The organism is Rhizobium sp. BK049 (genome assembly GCF_014193135.1).
Taxonomy (GTDB): Bacteria; Pseudomonadota; Alphaproteobacteria; order Rhizobiales; family Rhizobiaceae; genus Rhizobium.
The window spans coordinates 50007-67842 of the sequence record NZ_JACHYV010000026.1; the positions used below are offsets into that span (position 1 = coordinate 50007).

A 17836-nucleotide genomic window follows, 5' to 3' on the forward strand; every position below is an offset into this window, starting at 1 on the left:
ATGTCGGCAAACGAGTTAACAAGCGGTGACTTTACCGAAAGTGGCGAGCCCTTCAAGCTCTTTGCCGAATGGCTGAAGGAAGCGGAGGCCTCCGAACCGAACGATCCCAATGCCGTGGCGCTGGCAACGGTCGATGAGCATGGTCTTCCCAATGTCCGCATGGTGCTCCTGAAGGGATTCGACGATGACGGTTTCGTCTTCTACACCAATTTCGAGAGCCAGAAAGGTCGCGAAATCTTGGGGCAGAAGAAAGCCGCCATGTGTTTCCACTGGAAAAGCCTGCGCCGCCAGGTGCGGTTGCGCGGACCTGTCGAGATCGTGAGCGACGCCGAAGCCGACGCCTATTTCAAGACGCGGGCGCGCGGCAGCCGCATCGGCGCCTGGGCCTCCAAACAATCGCGTCCGCTCGAAAGCCGATTCGCGCTGGAGAAGGCGGTGGCGGAATACACCGCCCGCTACGCCATTGGCGAGATACCCCGGCCTCCCTATTGGTCGGGCTTCCGCATCCGGCCGACCTCGATCGAATTCTGGAAAGATCAGCAGTTCCGCCTGCATGACCGCATCGAATTTCGTCGCCCATCCCCAGTCGGGGCCTGGGAAAAGGTACGGATGTATCCTTAGCTTACCCTCTACCGGCCCATCAGTTTCAGCGGAATGCCGGAAGCAAGCGCCGAGACGTAGCGCCGCTTCTGGTAGTAGCCGTTCAGCGACATGCGCGGGAGATAGCCGGTCTTGCCGGTCGCCGGCAGCCCCGGCTGCGTCGTGACCGCGACCGAAAAGCCCAGCCGGCCGGCAAGTGCCTCCTCGCGGGCGGTCGCCGCCTCCGGCGTGCCGTAGGGATAGGCAATCGCGGCGGGACGGGCGCCGGTCAGCGCCTCGACATAATCGGCCGAAACTTCCATCTCGATCCGCGCTTCGGCCTCCGGCAAGCGGGCAAGCGCGCGATGGCTGATTGTATGGGCGCCGAGCGTTGCAAGCGGACGTCGGGCGAGCCGCTGCAACTGCACCGGTCCCATCACCAGATCGCGCACGATATCGGTCGGCTCGATGCCGTGTTCCCGGGCCAGCATATCGAGGGTGGCAACGGCGCGCGCCTCGTCGAAGCGGTGGATATACCCGGCGAAGCGGTCGAAGGCATCCCATTGCTGCCGCGGGCTGGCGAGGGCCAGCCGCTCGCTGCCGTTGCCGAAATCGAAGCGGATTTCTTTTGGCCGTCGCAACAGGACGGCGAGCGTTTCCCACCAGATGCTGTGGGAACGTTCGGCAAAACCCTTGGTGACGAACACCGTGAAAGGCGCCCGATGCCGCTCGAACACCGGCAGCGCATGCTCCATGTTGTTGATGTAGCCGTCGTCGAGCGTAAAGGCCGCAAACGGCCGGCCGCCCTCGGGTTCGGCCAGAAGCGCCGGCAGCTGGTCGAGCCGCACGAAGCGATAGCCGTCGCGCGTCAGTCGCCTGAGCGCCGCATCGAGAAAATGCGGCGTGATTTCAAGATGCGCGTTCGGCGCAAAGGCGTGGGGCTCGTGCGGGCGGACATGATGCAGCGTGAAGATGACCCCGCGCCCGCCCGCCTGCCGCATCAGGCCGGCCGCTGCGATCAACGAGGATGCCTCGAGCCCGGCGCCGATCGCCACGCGTTTTGCCAGTCGCTTCAATTGCCCCGTCATGCGTCGCCCATTGTCCTTTGCCGCAAACTAGCAACGGCGGCTTAAGCCTTGCTGAATCCCGCTTTCACACAGCTTCTTTCGTTTTCTGTTAACCAAGGCGATGAAAAGACTAGAAAAATCGTAGGCGTTGCCGCAAAGTCGCGCCAAACTTCCGGCTTCTGTCACATTACGACACATGGCCGGCCCATCGAGAGCCAGCGCATCAGGGGGAACTCCATGAGAAAGCTTTTGGCGGCTGTTTTGACCGTGACGCTGGTCGTTTCGGCGCCGCTTGCGGCTCTTGCCGGCAGCGCCTCGCTGGTCCTCGATGCCCGAACCGGCAAGGTCCTGGCGTCCGAAAACGCCGATACGCTGAACCATCCGGCCTCGCTCACCAAGATGATGACGCTCTATCTCACCTTCGAGGCGCTGAAACGCGGCAGGATCGCCTGGGATACGCCGATCAAAATGTCGAAATATGCCGCCGCCCGGCCGCCAACCAAGCTCGGCGTCAAGGCCGGCGGCACCATCACCGTGCGCGAGGCGGTCTATGGCATGATCGTCAAGTCCGCCAATGACGCCGCTGCCGCCGTGGCCGAGACGCTCGGCGGCTCGGAGGCCGGCTTTGCCCGGATGATGACGGCCAAAGCCCGCCAGCTCGGCATGAGCCGCACCGTCTTCGTCAATGCCTCCGGCCTGCCGGACGGCCGGCAGGTGACGACGGCGCGCGACATGTCGACGCTCGGCGTGGCGCTGATCAAGAATTATCCCAATGAATATCGCCTGTTCTCGATGGCAAGCTTCAATTTCCGCGGCAAGACCGTGCGCGGCCACAACAATCTCATGTACCGCTACCAGGGCATGGACGGCATCAAGACGGGTTATACCAACGCGTCCGGCTTCAACCTCGTCAGCGCCGTCAGAGACGGCAACCGCCGCGTCGTCGGCGTCGTGCTCGGCGGCCGCACCGCCCGCAGCCGCGACGCCAGGATGGAAGCGCTGCTCGACCGCTATCTCGGCCGCGCCTCGTCATCCGGCGGCGCCAGGCTGATGGCGAGCGTCGCCGCCAGGGAACCGGTCGAAGTCGCGTCTGCGGCTGACTCTTCCGATGTTCCGGTGCCGCTCAACGCCCGGCGCCCGGACGAAGATCCCGCAGCCAAGAGCCTGGCTTATGCCGATGACGCCGTCGTGCCGCTGGAACGTCCTGTCGCCATGGACGAGATCCTGAATGCCGGCAAGACCGGCAAGGCTCCGGCCGAGAAGACCGATGGCACCTGGCAGATCCAGATTTCGGCGGCCCCCAGCGCCGATGCGGCGCGTGCGCTTCTTGCACAGGCCCAGTCGGAAGGCGGCGCACCGCTGGTTTCCGCCTCGCCCTACACTGAAGCGGTCGGGCAGGGGGCGAACCGGATCTATCGCGCCCGCTTCGTCGGCTTTGCCAGCAAGGACGCCGCCGCCTCCGCCTGCGATGCGCTGAAGCAGCGCTCCTATGACTGCGTGCTGCTGCCCGACCACAGCTGATCCCAGCGGCATCATACTCGGCTCTGGACAAGCAGCGGGAATCAGCGTCTCCTCCATAAACAAAAGGAGAACATCCATGCTGCGCCGTCTCGCCGACCAGTTCGAAGCCGCTTCCGCTGTCCATGTCGCCGAGAGCGGCATCGAGCGGGATGACGACTGGTTCCTTTTGAAGCTGCAGGAGGAAATGGGAGAGCTCACCCAAGCCTGGAACCGGCTGACCGGTCGGGGCCGTGCCAAAGGCCGCTCTCCCGAGGATATCAGGCGCGATCTCGCCGACGAGACTGCCGACCTGCTCGGTCACCTCCTGCTGTTTGCTCGCCGTAACGACATCGACATCGCCGCCGCGATCGAACGGAAGTGGCGGTTTCAGCCGGCACAGACGCCCAACGCCTAAGCGCCACGTCAGCTGTCCGATCGACTAAGAGAGCTGGCCCAACAGGCTCACGAGCCAGAACGAAACTGCCGAAATCATTGCCGCGGCCGGCAGGGTGATGATCCATGCGATCACGATGTTGCCGGCAAGCCCCCACCTGACGGCGGAGACGCGCCGGGCGGCGCCGACGCCGATGATGGCGCCGGTAATGGTATGGGTGGTCGAAACGGGGATGCCGAGCCAGGTGGCGCCGAACAGCGTCAAGGCACCGCCCGTTTCGGCGCAGAATCCTTGCATCGGGTTCAGTCGGGTGATCTTCGAGCCCATCGTATGGACGATGCGCCAGCCGCCGAACAAGGTGCCGAGCGCCATCGCCGCCTGGCATGAAATCACCACCCAGAGCGGCACGTGGAAGCTGCCACCGAGATAGCCTTGCGAGTAAAGAAGCACGGCAATGATGCCCATGGTCTTCTGGGCGTCATTGCCGCCGTGACCGAGCGAATAGAGCGATGCCGACACGAATTGCAGAAAACGGAAGGACCGGTCGACGGCAAAAGGCGTTTGCCGGATGAAGGTCCAGGTCACCGCCAGAATGAGGAACAATGCCAGCAGGAACCCGATCATCGGCGACATGACGATGGCGCTCGCGGTCTTGAGAAGGCCGCTCCAGACGATCGAACTCAAGCCCGCTTTGGCAAGGCCCGCACCGACCAGCCCGCCGACCAGGGCATGGGATGAACTGGAGGGAATGCCGAAGATCCAGGTCACGACATTCCAGACGATGGCGCCGATCAAGGCTGCGAAAATCACCTGCGGTGTCACGATCGCCGGATCGATGATGCCGGTCCCGAGCGTCTCGGCCACATGCAGGCCGAAGAACAGGAAGGCGATGAAATTAAAGAATGCCGCCCAGAAGACCGCATATTGCGGCCTCAGGACCCGTGTCGAGACGATTGTTGCGATCGAATTGGCCGCATCATGCAGGCCATTGAGAAAATCGAACAGCAGCGCGACGCCGATCAGGCCGACAAGAAGCGGAAGAGCGAGGGCGGCATCCATCAGACATTCTCGATCACGATGCCGCTGATCTCGTTGGCGACGTCTTCGAAACGGTCGACCACCTTCTCCAACTCGCCGTAGATCTCGCTGCCGATCACATAGGCCATCGCATTGCCGGCGCCGTGCCGGCGAAACAGATCCTTGAGCCCCTGCTCGTGCAACTCGTCGGAGCGCCCTTCCACCCGCGTGACCTGCTCGACGATCGCAGAAAGCCGCGGCGCATTGGCGTTCATGCGATCGAGCAAGGGAATGGCCTCGGCAATGAGATTGGCAGCTTCCACAACGGTTTTGCCCATCTCCTGCATCCCCGGATCGAAGCTGGTCTGCTCGAAGAGCCGGATGGTTTTGACAGTCTTGTGCATCATGTCGATCGCATCATCCATGGATTGGATGAGATCCTTGATGTCTCCACGATCGAAAGGTGTGATGAAGCTCCGCCGGACGGCCTGCATGACTTCGCGCGTTATATCGTCGGCCTGGTCTTCCAACCGCACGATCGTTTCGCATTGATGCTCGATCTCTATTCCCGACAGCAACCTGTCCAGAGCCTGTGCGGCGTCGACGATCGTTCTGGAATGTTGTTCGAAAAGGACGAAAAACCGGTCTTCGCGCGGCATCAATTTCCGAAACCAACCCAGCATGAACACCTCGTGATTTTTGATCTGCGCTATGGATGACGAGCCGTCCTAAACCCTATCCCGTTGAAGAGATAGGGCCGAGTTTCGGTTTGTGACAGTTTTATGACAGTTGTGGCGCGACAGGAACATGGCCGTTATCGGCCGCCGACCCTTTGCGGCATCCGCAGTCAGCCGACCTTATACCGGTAAAACTTGGTGTCCACGGCCATCAGCGGGAAGGAGCGGGGCAGGGCGCTCTTGGCAATCTCGGTAAAGCCGTTCTGCTCGTAGAAGCGATGGGCGGCAACGAATTTGTCCGTGGTGCCGAGGAAGATGTCGGTGAGGCCGGCATCTCTGGCGTGGTCGAACAGGCGCTCGAGAAGCCGCGCTGCCACGCCGTGCTCGCGGCCGCGAACCTCGGCGGCGACGAACATCTTGCGCAGCGCTGCCTGATTGTTACCGATATCCTTCAAGCCCAGCGTTCCGACGATCGCGCCGTCCTTGACGGCGACCCAGAACTGACCTTTGCCGGATTGGTAGAAATCCGGGATGACCCGGAGATCCGGCTGCGCATCAGCTGTGATGTCGATGCCGAACTCCTCGCGCTGAATCGGCAGGATCACCGACAGCACGTCATCGGCATCGCCGGCGGCAAAGGGTCTGATTTCGATCTCTGCCATGAGGAAATACTCCGCCTCAGGTCTGCGTGCCGCCGACGGTGATCTGATCCATGCGCAGATGCGGCTGGCCGACGCCGACCGGAACCCATTGGCCGGCCTTGCCGCAATTGCCGATGCCGGTATCGAGCTTCATGTCGTTGCCGATCATCGACACCCGCTTCATCGCATCCGGGCCATTGCCGATCAGCATCGCCCCCTTGATCGGCGCGCCGAGCTTGCCGTTCTCGATCAGATAGGCCTCGGTGCAGCCGAAGACGAATTTGCCGGAGGTGATGTCGACCTGACCGCCGCCGAAGGAGACGGCATAGATGCCCTTCTTCACCGAGGCGATGATCTCTTCGGGCGTCTTGTCGCCGCCGAGCATATAGGTGTTGGTCATGCGCGGCATCGGCACGTGGGCATAGCCCTGGCGGCGGCCATTGCCGGTCGGCGCCATGCCCATCAGCCGGGCATTCTGCCGGTCCTGCATGTAGCCGACCAGCTTGCCGTTCTCGATCAGCACGTTGTAGCCGGACGGCGTACCCTCGTCGTCGATCGTGATCGAGCCGCGGCGGTTGTCGATCGTGCCGTCATCGACGACGGTGACGCCGGGCGCGGCGACGATCTGGCCGAGAAGGCCTGCAAAGGCCGACGTCTTCTTGCGGTTGAAATCGCCTTCCAGCCCGTGGCCGACGGCCTCGTGCAGCATCACGCCCGGCCAGCCGGAGCCGAGAACGACGTCCATCGTGCCGGCCGGCGCATCGATCGCCTCCAGATTGACGAGTGCCTGGCGCAGCGCCTCGTCGGCGCCGTATTGCCAGCTGCCCTCGGCGATGAAATCGCCGAAGCCGACGCGCCCGCCGCTGCCGTAAGAGCCGCTCTCCTGCCGCTCGCCTTCGCCGACCACGACGGAAATGTTGATGCGCGTCATCGGCCGGATGTCGCGCACGCGATGGCCGTCAGCGCGCAGGATGTCGACGACCTGCCAGCTCGCCGCGACCGAAGCAGTCACCTGCCGCACCTTGTCGTTCTTGCTCCTGAGATAGGCGTCGATATCCTGCAGGACCTTGACCTTCTCCTCGAAGCTCGGCTGGCCGATCGGGTTCTGGTCGCCGTAGAATTTCTTGTTGGTGCCCTGGGGAGCGGCGGCATAGGTGCCGGAATAGCCGCGCGTCACCGCGCCGACCGCATCGGCCGCCCGCTTCAGCGCCGCCACCGAGAGGTCGCCGGCATGGGCATAACCCACGGTTTCGCCGGCAACGGCGCGAAGTCCGAAACCCTGTTCCGTATTGAAGCTGCCGCCCTTCAGCCGGCCATTGTCGAAGGTCAGCGCCTCGGCCTGGGCATGCTCGATAAACAGCTCGCCGTCATCGGCGCCGGCGAGCGCTTCGGCGACAAGGCCGCGCATCGTGGCCTCGTCGGCATCGAAAAGCGTCAGGAGATCGGTGGTCATGGTCTGGCTCCAATGGCATGCGTTCGGGAATGCGCTTGCGCCTTAGATAGGGCTCCTGTTGATAAAGAGTGAAGCCCTGCGGTGGAATTATTATTGCTGGAGTTGGACTGGCAAGTTGAGAGGGGAATTGTCTCGTACGAGGTATTATGCAGCAACGGCACTCTAACCTTCGTCGTCCCATGCCCCCGAACTTGGGATCATCGGCGCCTCCGAGTGCGGCGTGGATGCTCGGGTCAAGCCAGGTCAAGCCGGAGCATGACGGAGTGTGAGGGGACATGCGGAGTAACACATGGAAGGCGAGGGAAGAGCACCGGCCATGCGCTGTCGTCGAGTTTGGCGGCAGCCCACCCCAACCTCCGTCATCCCAGGCCTTGAGCCTGGGATCCATGGCTGCCTCGCGGGCCCCGTGAAATGCTCGGGTTTGAAGGGTAGCGGAGCTGCGCTCAGCGTTCGAAATCCGCAGCCGCCAGCCTCACGGCAGCGCGTCAAAACCTTCGGCGAAGCCCTTGAGGTCGACGGGGATGCCGATGCCTTCTTCCGGGGTCTGGAAGACGATGAAGGTGGCCTGGGCGCCGCTGCGGAAGGTCTTCAGCAGCTCGTCCTCGAGCACGACTTCGGCATAACAGCCGTCGGCGAAGCAGCGGACGAAGTAGGCGCGGCCGATATCCTTGCCGTCGACATTGAGGCCGAGGCCGTTCGGCAGAAGCACGCCGAGCGGCGCCAGCACGCGCAGGATCTTCGATTTGCGGTCGGCCGTCTTCAAGACGACGACGGAAAGCCCGACCTCCGGCCGGTCCTCGGCGATGACATTCTGCATCAGCGCGCATTGCTCGGTCGCCGCCCCCGCCGGCTTGTCGCAGACGACAGACCATGCGCCGTGATTGGATTTCACTGTGCCCGGCGCCTGCGGCTGGGTCTGGCCGGGCGTCACCTGGATATTCGGGTTGGCAGCCGGGGGCTGCTGGGCCGGGGCAGGGGCGGCCGGTGCAGGGGTGGCCGGTGCAGGGGTGGTGGGCGTGGCCGGGGAAGGGGCGGGTTGCTGCGCGAAGACGGGCGTCGTCGCTGCGGCCGCGATGCTTGCAGTCACGAGAAGCGACCGCGCGAGGGAACGGAAACCCATGGAAACCTCTGGATATCGAATCATTGCGGCTATTGTTGAAGCTGCCCACCGGAAATGAAAAGCCCCACCCCGTGAAAACCGGGGGACTGCGGCAGAAATTGGACCTTTGTCATATAATGTACGGCGGGCGGATCGGCCGGAAAGGGCATTTTTCATATGCCGATGAAAAACTTGGGATGTTTTGCCGTTCGGCCTGCCTGTGCTTTAAGCAAAAATGCCGCATAGACAATTGCTCCTGCCTGTTGCGGCAAATGCCAAACTGTGGTTTGAAGCGCTGAAGATGGCAAGGATTCTGCGTTCGATTTAGCAGGTCAAGCGCTCGAGGGAGATAATAAGGTGATGAAGAAGGCTTATGCAGCCCTGACCACGCTGGTCTGTCTGCTTTTTGCTTCCGGCACATATGCCGACCAGCCGACGCCGTGGCAGGCGACGCTGCAGCCGGCGGCGACGCCGATCATGCGGGAAATTCATTGGTTCGAACAATATACCCTGTGGTTTATCGTTCCGATCACGCTCTTCGTCCTGATCCTGCTCATCGTCGTCTGCTTCAAGTTCCGCGCCAGCGCCAATCCAGTGCCTTCGAGGACGAGCCACAATACGCTGATCGAGGTCATCTGGACCGTGGGGCCGGTCCTGGTGCTGCTCTTCCTCGCCATTCCCTCCTTCAACCTTCTGACAGCGCAGCTGACGCTGCCCGAAAATCCTGACGTGACGATCAAGGCGACCGCCACCCAGTGGCAGTGGAACTATGAATATGAAGGTTCGGGCGACAGCCCGCTCGCCTTCGATTCCTACCTCTTGAAGGATCAGGATCGCGCGGCCGCCGGCAAGGAAGACAAGTCGGTCTATCCGAGACTGCTCGCCGTCGACAACGAGCTGGTGCTGCCGGTCAATAAGACGGTGCGCGTTCTCGTGACCGCGGCACCGACCGACGTCATCCATGCTTTCGCCATGCCGTCCTTCGGCATCAAGATCGACGCCGTGCCGGGCCGCCTGAACGAGACCTGGTTCAGGGCCGAGCGCGAAGGCCTGTTCTATGGCCAGTGTTCCGAGCTTTGCGGCAAGGACCATGCGTTCATGCCGATCGCCATCCGCGTCGTCTCCGAGGACAAGTACAAGCAGTGGCTGACCACGGCCGCCAGCGACCTGCCCGGCGCCTACAAGACACTCATGGCCGCAACCGATGGTCCCGCAAAGACCGTCGACGTTGCCGAAGCACAGTAATTAAAAGGGATCGGGACAATGGCTGGACCTTCCGCTCACGACGATCATTCTCACGCCCATCACGATCATGCGCATGATGATCACGATCACCATGATCACGGGCACAAGCCGAGCTTTGTCAATCGCTGGCTGTTCTCGACCAACCACAAGGACATCGGCACGCTCTACCTGATCTTCGCGATCATCGCCGGCATCATCGGCGGCGCGCTGTCGGTGGCCATGCGCATGGAGCTGCAGGAGCCGGGCATCCAGATCTTCCATGGCCTGGCCTCGATGGTCTACGGCTATGAAGGCGATGCCGCCATCGACGGCGCCAAGCAGATGTTCAACATGTTCACGACGGCGCACGCGCTGATCATGATCTTCTTCATGGTCATGCCGGCGATGATCGGCGGATTCGCCAACTGGATGGTGCCGATCATGATCGGCGCCCCCGACATGGCCTTCCCGCGCCTGAACAACATCTCCTTCTGGCTGATCGTTCCGGCCTTCGCGCTGCTCTTGCTGTCGATGTTCGTCGAGGGCCCGGCAGGCGCTTACGGCACCGGCGGCGGCTGGACGATGTATCCGCCGCTGGCGACGAGCGGCACGCCCGGACCGGCGGTCGATTTGGCGATCTTCGCGCTGCATATCGCCGGCGCCTCGTCGATCCTCGGCGCGATCAACTTCATCACAACGATCCTCAACATGCGCGCCCCCGGCATGACGCTGCACAAGATGCCGCTGTTTGCCTGGTCGGTGCTGATCACCGCTTTCCTGCTCTTGCTGTCGCTGCCGGTTCTGGCAGGCGGCATCACCATGCTGCTGACCGACCGCAACTTCGGCACCTCCTTCTTCTCTCCGGAAGGCGGCGGCGACCCGATCCTCTACCAGCACCTGTTCTGGTTCTTCGGTCATCCCGAGGTCTACATTCTCATCCTGCCGGGCTTCGGCATGATCAGCCACATCATCTCGACCTTCTCGAGGAAGCCGATCTTCGGTTATCTCGGTATGGCTTACGCCATGGTCGCGATCGGCGCCGTCGGCTTCGTCGTCTGGGCCCACCATATGTATACGGTCGGTCTGTCGCTCGATGCGCAGCGCTACTTCGTCTTCGCCACGATGGTCATCGCCGTCCCGACGGGCGTGAAGATCTTCTCCTGGATCGCGACGATGTGGGGCGGCTCGATCTCGTTCCGCACCCCGATGATCTGGGCGATCGGCTTCATCTTCCTGTTCACGGTCGGCGGCGTCACCGGCGTCCAGCTTGCCAATGCCGGTCTCGACCGCTCGCTGCATGACACCTATTACGTCGTGGCTCACTTCCACTACGTTCTGTCGCTCGGCGCCGTCTTCGCGATCTTTGCCGGCTGGTATTACTGGTTCCCGAAGATGACCGGCTACATGTACAACGAGTTCCTCGGCAAGCTGCATTTCTGGGTCATGTTCATCGGCGTCAACCTGGTGTTCTTCCCGCAGCACTTCCTTGGTCTCGCCGGCATGCCGCGCCGCTACATCGATTATCCGGATGCCTTTGCCGGCTGGAACTATGTTTCCTCGATCGGCTCCTACATCTCGGCCTTCGGCGTGCTGATCTTCCTCTTCTCGGTCTTCGAAGCCTTCGCCAAGAAGCGCATTGCCGGCGAAAATCCGTGGGGCGAGGGTGCGACGACGCTGGAATGGCAGCTGCCTTCGCCGCCGCCCTATCACCAGTGGGAACAGCTGCCGCGCATCAAGTAAGTCGCGCGGAAAACCGGACGCCGCACTCGAAACGGCGTCCGGCGTAAGTAAATTCAGGACGGAATGATGACGGTTATCGACAATCACGAGGCGCTTGCAGAGGACGGCGAAATGTCGGAAGCGAGCGCGCGCGATTATTTCGAGCTCTTGAAGCCACGGGTCATGTCGCTCGTGGTCTTCACCGCCTTTGCCGGCCTGGTGCTGGCCCCGGGCCACATCAACCCTGTCCTCGGCCTGATCGCGATCCTTTGCATCGCCGTTGGCGCCGGTGCCTCGGGCGCACTGAACATGTGGTACGACGCCGATATCGACGCCGTCATGAGCCGCACGGCCAAGCGCCCGATTCCGGCCGGCCGGGTCGCGCCGTCGGAAGCGCTCGCCTTCGGCCTGGTGCTGTCGGGCTTTTCCGTCGTCATTCTCGGCCTTGCCGTCAATTGGCTGTCGGCCGGCATCCTCGCCTTCACCATCTTCTTTTATGCCGTCATCTACACCATGTGGCTGAAGCGCTCGACGCCGCAGAACATCGTCATCGGCGGTGCTGCCGGCGCCTTTCCGCCGATGATCGGCTGGGCCTGCGTGACGAATTCGGTGACGATCGAGAGCACCGTTCTCTTCCTGATCATTTTCCTGTGGACGCCGGCGCATTTCTGGGCGCTTGCCCTCTTCAAGATGCGCGATTACGAGGCCGTCGGCGTGCCGATGCTGCCGAACGTCGCCGGGGAGCGGATGACCAAGCATCAGATCGTCGCCTATGCGGTGCTGACCGCCATCTGCGCGGTGCTGCCGTCCTTCCTCGGTTTTGCAAGCTTCGGCTACGGCCTCGTCGCCGCCGCTCTTGGAGCGATCTTCATCACCTGTTCCATCGCCGTCTGGCGGATGCCGGACGGCGATCTGAAGATGATCCCGGCAAAGAAGCTCTTCGCCTTCTCGATCTTCTATCTCTTCGCCATCTTTTCCGCGCTGATGATCGACCGGCTGGCCGCTACGCTGGTCTCGCAAGCAGGAGGCTCGTTCTGATGGATCTCGTCAAGCTCACCGAAAAGCAGATGAAGTCGCGCCGCAACCGCAACATCGCCCTCGGGCTGGTGCTAGCCGGCCTTGTCGTCCTGTTCTATGCGATCACGATCGTGAAGATCGGCGGAGGAATGGCCGGATGAGCGAAAAGGCCGCCGCACCCAGGATGCAGGGCCGTAACAACGGCGCCGTCGTGTTGATGTGCCTGAGCTTCGTCTTCGGCATGGGCGCGATGAGCTATGCCGCCGTGCCGCTCTACCGCATCTTCTGCCAGGTGACCGGCTATAACGGCACGACGCAGCGCGTCGAGCAGATGTCGAGTGTCGTGCTCGACCGCAAGATGCGTGTGACCTTCGACGCCAATGTCGCTCCCGGCCTGCAGTGGAATTTCAAGCCGGTCGAGCGCGAGGTCAATCCGAAGATCGGCGAAACCATCCAGGTCAATTTCGTCGCCGAGAACCGCTCGAACGAGACTCAGCGCGGCCAGGCGGTGTTCAACGTCACGCCGGGCGAGGCGGGCGCCTATTTCAACAAGGTTCAGTGCTTCTGCTTTACGGAAACGGACCTGAAGCCGGGCGAGAAGCTCGAAATGCCGGTCGTGTTCTATATCGACCCTGAAATCGTCAAGGCGGTGGAATCGAAGGATATCCACACGGTGACGCTGTCATATACGTTCTACCCGAAAGAGGGTCCGAAGCCCGTCGCTTCGAATGAGGGTGGAGCGGTAAAGATTGAAAAGAAACTTTGATCAAGGCTCGTTTCCGGCTAAGCCGGGAGCGAAGTGAGGAAGACATCCGGGGATAGCCACATGGCCGATGCGCATCAGAAGAACCACGACTACCACATCATCGATCCGAGCCCATGGCCGATTCTCGCCTCGCTCGGCGCCTTCATCATGGCGATCGGTGGTGTCTGCTACATGCGTTACCTGAACGGCGGCTCCTTCAAGGTCGCCGGCGCCGAACTCGCCAATCCCTGGCTCTTCTACATCGGTCTCGTGCTGGTTCTCTACGTCATGTACGGCTGGTGGGCCGATACGGTGAAGGAAGCCCATGAGGGCTCTCACACCCGCGTCGTCTCGCTGCACCTGCGTTACGGCATGATCATGTTCGTCGCTTCGGAAGTGATGTTCTTCGTCGCCTGGTTCTGGGCCTATTTCGACGCCAGCCTGTTTCCGAATGAGGCGATCCAGGCCTCGCGCATGGCCTATACCGGCGGCGTCTGGCCGCCGAAGGGCATCGAAGTCCTCGATCCCTGGCACCTGCCGATCTACAACACCGTTATCCTGCTGCTCTCCGGCACGACGGTCACCTGGGCGCACCATGCGCTGCTGCACAATGATCGCAAGGGCCTGGTTCAGGGCCTGACGCTGACCGTGCTGCTCGGCATCCTGTTTTCCTGCGTGCAGGCTTACGAATATGCCCACGCTCCGTTCGACTTCAAGAATTCGATCTACGGCGCGACTTTCTTCATGGCGACCGGCTTCCACGGTTTCCACGTCCTCGTCGGCACGATCTTCCTGCTGGTTTGCCTGCTGCGCGCGCTGCGCGGCGACTTCACCCCGAAGCAGCATTTCGGCTTCGAGGCAGCCGCCTGGTACTGGCACTTCGTCGACGTCGTCTGGCTGTTCCTGTTCTTCTGCATCTACGTCTGGGGCGGCTGGGGCGCTCCGGTGGCCGCAGGCTGATCGGGAGCGATGTTCAAGCGAAAGGCGGGCCTCGGGTCCGCCTTTTCTGTTTTTTGCTCCACGCACCGTGATCGCAGGGCTTAATCCACGGCGCGGCCCCTGACGTCCCGCTACGATTGAGTGAGAATCACCAAGGTCTCCGGCAACACTCCGTCATACTCCATCGCATCCGCCGCTTGCTTGGACTTCATAAATTCCTCCAGGCGGCCCATGTCGGGAACGTCCATGACGAGGCCAACGCGATTGGACGCCTGTGGATCGACAAACGTACGAATGTTCGTGCAGCCGAGGGGCTCGAAGACCTCTTTGCGGCGCGGTGAAGTGAGCCAATGCTTGACGTCCTTGACGTCGTGGTAGGCCAATATGGTAGGCATAGCATCCTCCTCTCAAAGCCAAATGGAACACTACGCCGCGATTGATCGCATTGATATTACCCGGATGGGCGGGCGCATCGTCGTCGTCAGATGGCAAAGATGTCGATGTTCTCGTCGCTTTCGGCCCCAGCTTCGCACCTGGAAGCGATCATGGTGGCATTTGCCGCCGAACTCGGCGTCGATGCTCGGGTCAAGTCGGTCAAGCCTGAGCCTCATGGAGAGTGGGACGTACGATCGGCATCACCGCCCGCTGGCGATCCGTTCGAAGGCCGAGGGGGCGGGTATGCCGAGGTCGAGTTGGTGGCGGATCGCTTCGGCGCATTCCAGCGCGGTCAGCACCGACGTATCGACCTCCATATCGTAGATGCCAGGCCGATGCACCTCGTCCTGCCAGCGCTGCACCGGTTCGGGGACCGGCATGTCTTCGGATGCTCTTGCATAAAGTGTCTCGCGCCCCTCTTGCTTGATCTCGCGCCGCTGCACGATGCTCTCGATCGGACAGCGCACGCCGACGAACAGCACGGGATATCCCTCCAGCCGCCGGGCGCAATCGGCGAGAATGCCGAGCGGCTGCGAGTAGCTATCGTGATGGCCGAGATCGGCCACCACATTGAGCCCCAGGCCGGCATGAATGGCGATCGATTCGTAAAGGGCTGCGTAGAGGAACGGCACGAGTTCCTCGAGATCCGGGCGCTCGCCGCCGGGCCTCAGGCCAATGCCGGGCAGGTAGCGCTTCGGCGTCATGTCGTTATAGGCGTCGACGCCGAGGTTGATCCACGGCCCTTCGAATTCGTCCTGAATCGCGCGCGCAATGCTGGATTTGCCGCTTCTCGGCGCCCCGTTCAGGATGATGATCTGTCCGGCATGGCTGTCATTGGTCATCAGTCTTCTTCTTCTGTTTGGCGCGAATCATTACAGCGCCGCGTGTCTTCTCAGACACGCAAAGGACGCCGTAACGCCTTGAATTGCTGCATCATTCCTCACATCGATTCCGATCGGAGGAATTATGAAGCGGCGAAACCGCGCAGGCATTTCCATTCGGGATGCGAATACTTTATGGGAGAGTTAAGGCAGCATCGAAAATGCCGCGGCCGCAAGTGGTCGCGCAAAGGAACAGCATGAGCGAAGACAGCGCGCAATTTCCCCCCCTCGATCCGGTGAAAACCGGCATCAAGGGCTGCTGCCCGCGCTGCGGCCATGGCAAGCTGTTCGATGGCCTGCTGGGCCTGCAGCCGCGCTGCGCCTCCTGCGGCCTCGACTATTCCTTCGCCGATTCCGGTGACGGTCCCGCCGTCTTCGTCATCCTGATCGTCGGCTTCATCATCATCGGCATGGTTCTGTGGCTGCAGGTCAATTACGGGCCGCCGATCTGGGTGCATATCCTCATCTTCGGGCCGCTGACGATCATCCTGTCGCTTCTGACGCTGCGCTGGTTCAAGGGCATCCTCATCGCCATGCAGTACCGCCACAATGCCCGCGAAGGACGTCTGAGTGACTGACATCGATCGCGCCGCGCCGCGCCGCCGGCTGCCTGTGATAACCGGCATTCTGGTGCTGATTGCGCTTGCCATCCTGCTGTCGCTCGGCACCTGGCAGCTTCAGCGCCTCCACTGGAAGCAAGGTCTGCTCGCCGATATTGCCGCGCGCCAGGCTGCCGCGCCGGTGCCGCTCGCCGACATCGAGGCACTGGCGGCCTCCGGCGGCGATATCGAATACCGCAAGGTCACTGCCACCGGCCGCTATATCAACAACAAGGAACGGCACTTCTTCGCCACCTGGCGCGGCCAGACGGGCTTTTACGTCTATACCCCGCTCGAGCTTGCCGACGGGCGCATCCTCTTCGTCAACCGCGGCTTCGTTCCCTATGAGAACAAGGAGCCCGAAATGCGCATGCAGGGCCAGCTGACGGATCAGCAGACGGTCACGGGCCTGGCGCGCGCCAAACTTGCCGGCAAGCCCTCTTGGCTGGTGCCTGACAACGACGTCCGCAAGAACATCTTCTACTGGAAGGATCTCGACGTCATGGCCGATAGCGTCGGTCTGGAGAAGGCGCGCGTCATCCCGTTCTTCGTCGATGCCGATTCCACGCCCAACCCGGCCGGCCTGCCGATCGGCGGCGTCACCCAGGTCGATCTGCCGAACGATCATCTGCAATATGCCCTGACCTGGTACGGACTTGCCGCCGTGCTCGTCGCCGTGGTGGCGATCTCCTGGTTTCGAAAACCCGGCAAGGCGCCTCGGCAATAGTATCGCTTCAATTCCCGGCCATATTGGGCTAGAGGTCCCTTACTCCCACGCTGGACGGAATTTTGACGGAACGGACATGAATATTGCGGCGAAACCTCCTTTGACGATCAGGCTCTGCGGCCCGCGCGGCTTTTGCGCCGGAGTCGACCGCGCCATCCAGATCGTCGTGCTGGCGCTGAAATCCTATGGCGCGCCGGTCTATGTACGCCACGAGATCGTCCACAATCGTTATGTCGTCGAGGGACTGGAGGCAAAGGGCGCCGTGTTCGTCGAGGAACTGGACGAGATCCCGGCCGAGCATCGCACCCAGCCGGTGGTCTTCTCCGCCCATGGAGTGCCGAAATCGGTTCCGGAGGATGCGGTGAGCCGCAATCTCTTCTATCTCGACGCCACCTGTCCGCTGGTTTCCAAGGTCCACAAGCAGGCGATGCGCCACAATCGCCTTGGCCGCCATGTCGTCCTCATCGGCCACGCCGGCCACCCCGAAGTGATCGGCACGATGGGGCAGTTGCCGGAAGGCGCGGTTTCGCTGATCGAGACCATCGAGGATGCCGACGCCTACGCCCCCGCCGATCCCGACAACCTCGGCTATGTCACTCAGACGACGCTGTCAGTCGATGATACGGCCGGCGTCATTGCCCGCCTGCAGGAGCGCTTCCCGAATTTGACTGCGCCGGCGGCGGACTCGATCTGTTACGCCACGACCAACCGCCAGGAAGTGGTGAAGCAGGCAGCCCCCGGCTGCGATCTCTTCATCATCGTCGGTGCGCCGAATTCGTCCAATTCCAAGCGCCTCGTCGAAGTGGCGCTGAGGGCAGGGGCGAAGAAATCGATCCTGGTGCAGCGCGCCGCCGAGCTCGACTGGGAGGAGATCGGCGCGATTTCGACGCTGAGCCTTTCCGCCGGCGCCTCGGCGCCTGAGGTGATCGTCAACGAGATCATCGAAGCCTTCCGCGCCCGCTTCGATGCCCGCGTCGAACTGGCCGAGACGGTGCAGGAAACCGAAAACTTCCTGGTCAACCGCGAATTGCGCAGCATCGAGCTGACGGCGGCCGACATGGCCTTCGTCAACGGCTAGGCCGCCACCCGCGTCCCGGTCATCTACCATCCACAATACAGAGAC

Annotated in this window: 20 protein-coding genes; 12 read left to right on the forward strand and 8 right to left on the reverse strand. The window is 62.2% G+C overall.

The window, feature by feature from the left end:
- The gene (gene pdxH / locus FHT70_RS23735; protein ID WP_085777196.1) at positions 1-621 is read left to right on the forward strand and encodes a pyridoxamine 5'-phosphate oxidase; all 621 of its coding nucleotides are present in this window, start codon (positions 1-3) and stop codon (positions 619-621) included.
- A gap of 8 nt (positions 622-629) precedes the next feature.
- Here the strand turns inward: pdxH and FHT70_RS23740 are convergent, their stop codons facing one another.
- Positions 630-1667 (reverse strand): polysaccharide deacetylase family protein, encoded by a 1038-nt coding sequence (locus FHT70_RS23740; RefSeq protein ID WP_183705237.1) that lies wholly within the window; start codon positions 1665-1667, stop codon positions 630-632.
- 216 nt (positions 1668-1883) lie between these two features.
- Between FHT70_RS23740 and FHT70_RS23745 the strand changes: the two genes are divergently transcribed.
- Positions 1884-3167, forward strand: coding sequence for a D-alanyl-D-alanine carboxypeptidase family protein (locus FHT70_RS23745; protein ID WP_183705239.1), 1284 nt, complete (start codon positions 1884-1886; stop codon positions 3165-3167).
- 76 nt (positions 3168-3243) lie between these two features.
- Entirely contained in the window at positions 3244-3561 is a 318-nt protein-coding gene (locus FHT70_RS23750; RefSeq protein WP_183705241.1) for a pyrophosphatase, read from the forward strand.
- 24 nt (positions 3562-3585) lie between these two features.
- Here FHT70_RS23750 and FHT70_RS23755 read toward each other — a convergent pair whose 3' ends face one another.
- The 5 genes from FHT70_RS23755 to FHT70_RS23775 all read right to left on the reverse strand — a co-directional run bounded on the left by FHT70_RS23755 (position 3586) and on the right by FHT70_RS23775 (position 8472).
- On the reverse strand, positions 3586-4599 hold the full coding sequence (locus FHT70_RS23755) for an inorganic phosphate transporter (protein ID WP_085777200.1): 1014 nt from the start codon (positions 4597-4599) through the stop codon (positions 3586-3588).
- Complete coding sequence (locus FHT70_RS23760; RefSeq protein ID WP_183705243.1) at positions 4599-5240, reverse strand: DUF47 domain-containing protein; 642 nt, start codon at positions 5238-5240, stop codon at positions 4599-4601. Before FHT70_RS23760 ends, FHT70_RS23755 begins: the two co-directional genes overlap by 1 nt.
- A gap of 164 nt (positions 5241-5404) precedes the next feature.
- On the reverse strand, positions 5405-5896 hold the full coding sequence (locus FHT70_RS23765) for a GNAT family N-acetyltransferase (protein WP_183705245.1): 492 nt from the start codon (positions 5894-5896) through the stop codon (positions 5405-5407).
- 16 nt (positions 5897-5912) lie between these two features.
- The gene (gene tldD / locus FHT70_RS23770; RefSeq protein WP_183705247.1) at positions 5913-7328 is read right to left on the reverse strand and encodes a metalloprotease TldD; all 1416 of its coding nucleotides are present in this window, start codon (positions 7326-7328) and stop codon (positions 5913-5915) included.
- 472 nt (positions 7329-7800) lie between these two features.
- The gene (locus FHT70_RS23775) at positions 7801-8472 is read right to left on the reverse strand and encodes an invasion associated locus B family protein (RefSeq protein ID WP_183705248.1); all 672 of its coding nucleotides are present in this window, start codon (positions 8470-8472) and stop codon (positions 7801-7803) included.
- Positions 8473-8787: 315 nt separating this feature from the next.
- Here FHT70_RS23775 and coxB point away from each other — a divergent pair, with 315 nt between their 5' ends.
- The 6 genes from coxB (at position 8788) to FHT70_RS23805 (ending at position 14092) form a co-directional block, all read left to right on the forward strand.
- Positions 8788-9672, forward strand: a complete 885-nt coding sequence (gene coxB / locus FHT70_RS23780) for a cytochrome c oxidase subunit II (RefSeq protein WP_183705249.1) — start codon at positions 8788-8790, stop codon at positions 9670-9672.
- An 18-nt stretch (positions 9673-9690) separates the two neighbouring features.
- Positions 9691-11391 carry a cytochrome c oxidase subunit I gene (gene ctaD / locus FHT70_RS23785; RefSeq protein WP_183705250.1) on the forward strand — a complete coding sequence of 567 codons (1701 nt, stop codon included), beginning with the start codon at positions 9691-9693 and terminating at the stop codon, positions 11389-11391.
- 66 nt (positions 11392-11457) lie between these two features.
- A complete protein-coding gene (locus tag FHT70_RS23790; protein ID WP_183705251.1) occupies positions 11458-12408 on the forward strand; it encodes a heme o synthase in 951 nt (316 codons plus the stop codon).
- Entirely contained in the window at positions 12408-12548 is a 141-nt protein-coding gene (locus FHT70_RS23795; protein ID WP_004672998.1) for a hypothetical protein, read from the forward strand. Before FHT70_RS23790 ends, FHT70_RS23795 begins: the two co-directional genes overlap by 1 nt.
- A complete protein-coding gene (locus FHT70_RS23800; protein ID WP_183705252.1) occupies positions 12545-13153 on the forward strand; it encodes a cytochrome c oxidase assembly protein in 609 nt (202 codons plus the stop codon). Before FHT70_RS23795 ends, FHT70_RS23800 begins: the two co-directional genes overlap by 4 nt.
- Before the next feature lie 60 nt (positions 13154-13213).
- Entirely contained in the window at positions 13214-14092 is an 879-nt protein-coding gene (locus tag FHT70_RS23805) for a cytochrome c oxidase subunit 3 (protein WP_183705253.1), read from the forward strand.
- A 110-nt stretch (positions 14093-14202) separates the two neighbouring features.
- Here the strand turns inward: FHT70_RS23805 and FHT70_RS23810 are convergent, their stop codons facing one another.
- Complete coding sequence (locus tag FHT70_RS23810; protein WP_097597707.1) at positions 14203-14466, reverse strand: hypothetical protein; 264 nt, start codon at positions 14464-14466, stop codon at positions 14203-14205.
- Between the two features lie 240 nt (positions 14467-14706).
- Positions 14707-15348, reverse strand: coding sequence for a chloramphenicol phosphotransferase (locus FHT70_RS23815; protein WP_183705254.1), 642 nt, complete (start codon positions 15346-15348; stop codon positions 14707-14709).
- A gap of 236 nt (positions 15349-15584) precedes the next feature.
- Here FHT70_RS23815 and FHT70_RS23820 point away from each other — a divergent pair, with 236 nt between their 5' ends.
- The 3 genes from FHT70_RS23820 (at position 15585) to ispH (ending at position 17791) form a co-directional block, all read left to right on the forward strand.
- Positions 15585-15965 (forward strand): DUF983 domain-containing protein, encoded by a 381-nt coding sequence (locus FHT70_RS23820; protein ID WP_183705256.1) that lies wholly within the window; start codon positions 15585-15587, stop codon positions 15963-15965.
- On the forward strand, positions 15958-16713 hold the full coding sequence (locus tag FHT70_RS23825; protein ID WP_183705258.1) for an SURF1 family protein: 756 nt from the start codon (positions 15958-15960) through the stop codon (positions 16711-16713). Before FHT70_RS23820 ends, FHT70_RS23825 begins: the two co-directional genes overlap by 8 nt.
- Before the next feature lie 76 nt (positions 16714-16789).
- Positions 16790-17791: a 4-hydroxy-3-methylbut-2-enyl diphosphate reductase gene (ispH, locus tag FHT70_RS23830; RefSeq protein ID WP_183705259.1), complete on the forward strand. Its 1002-nt coding sequence runs from the start codon at positions 16790-16792 to the stop codon at positions 17789-17791.
- Positions 17792-17836: the final 45 nt, after the last annotated feature.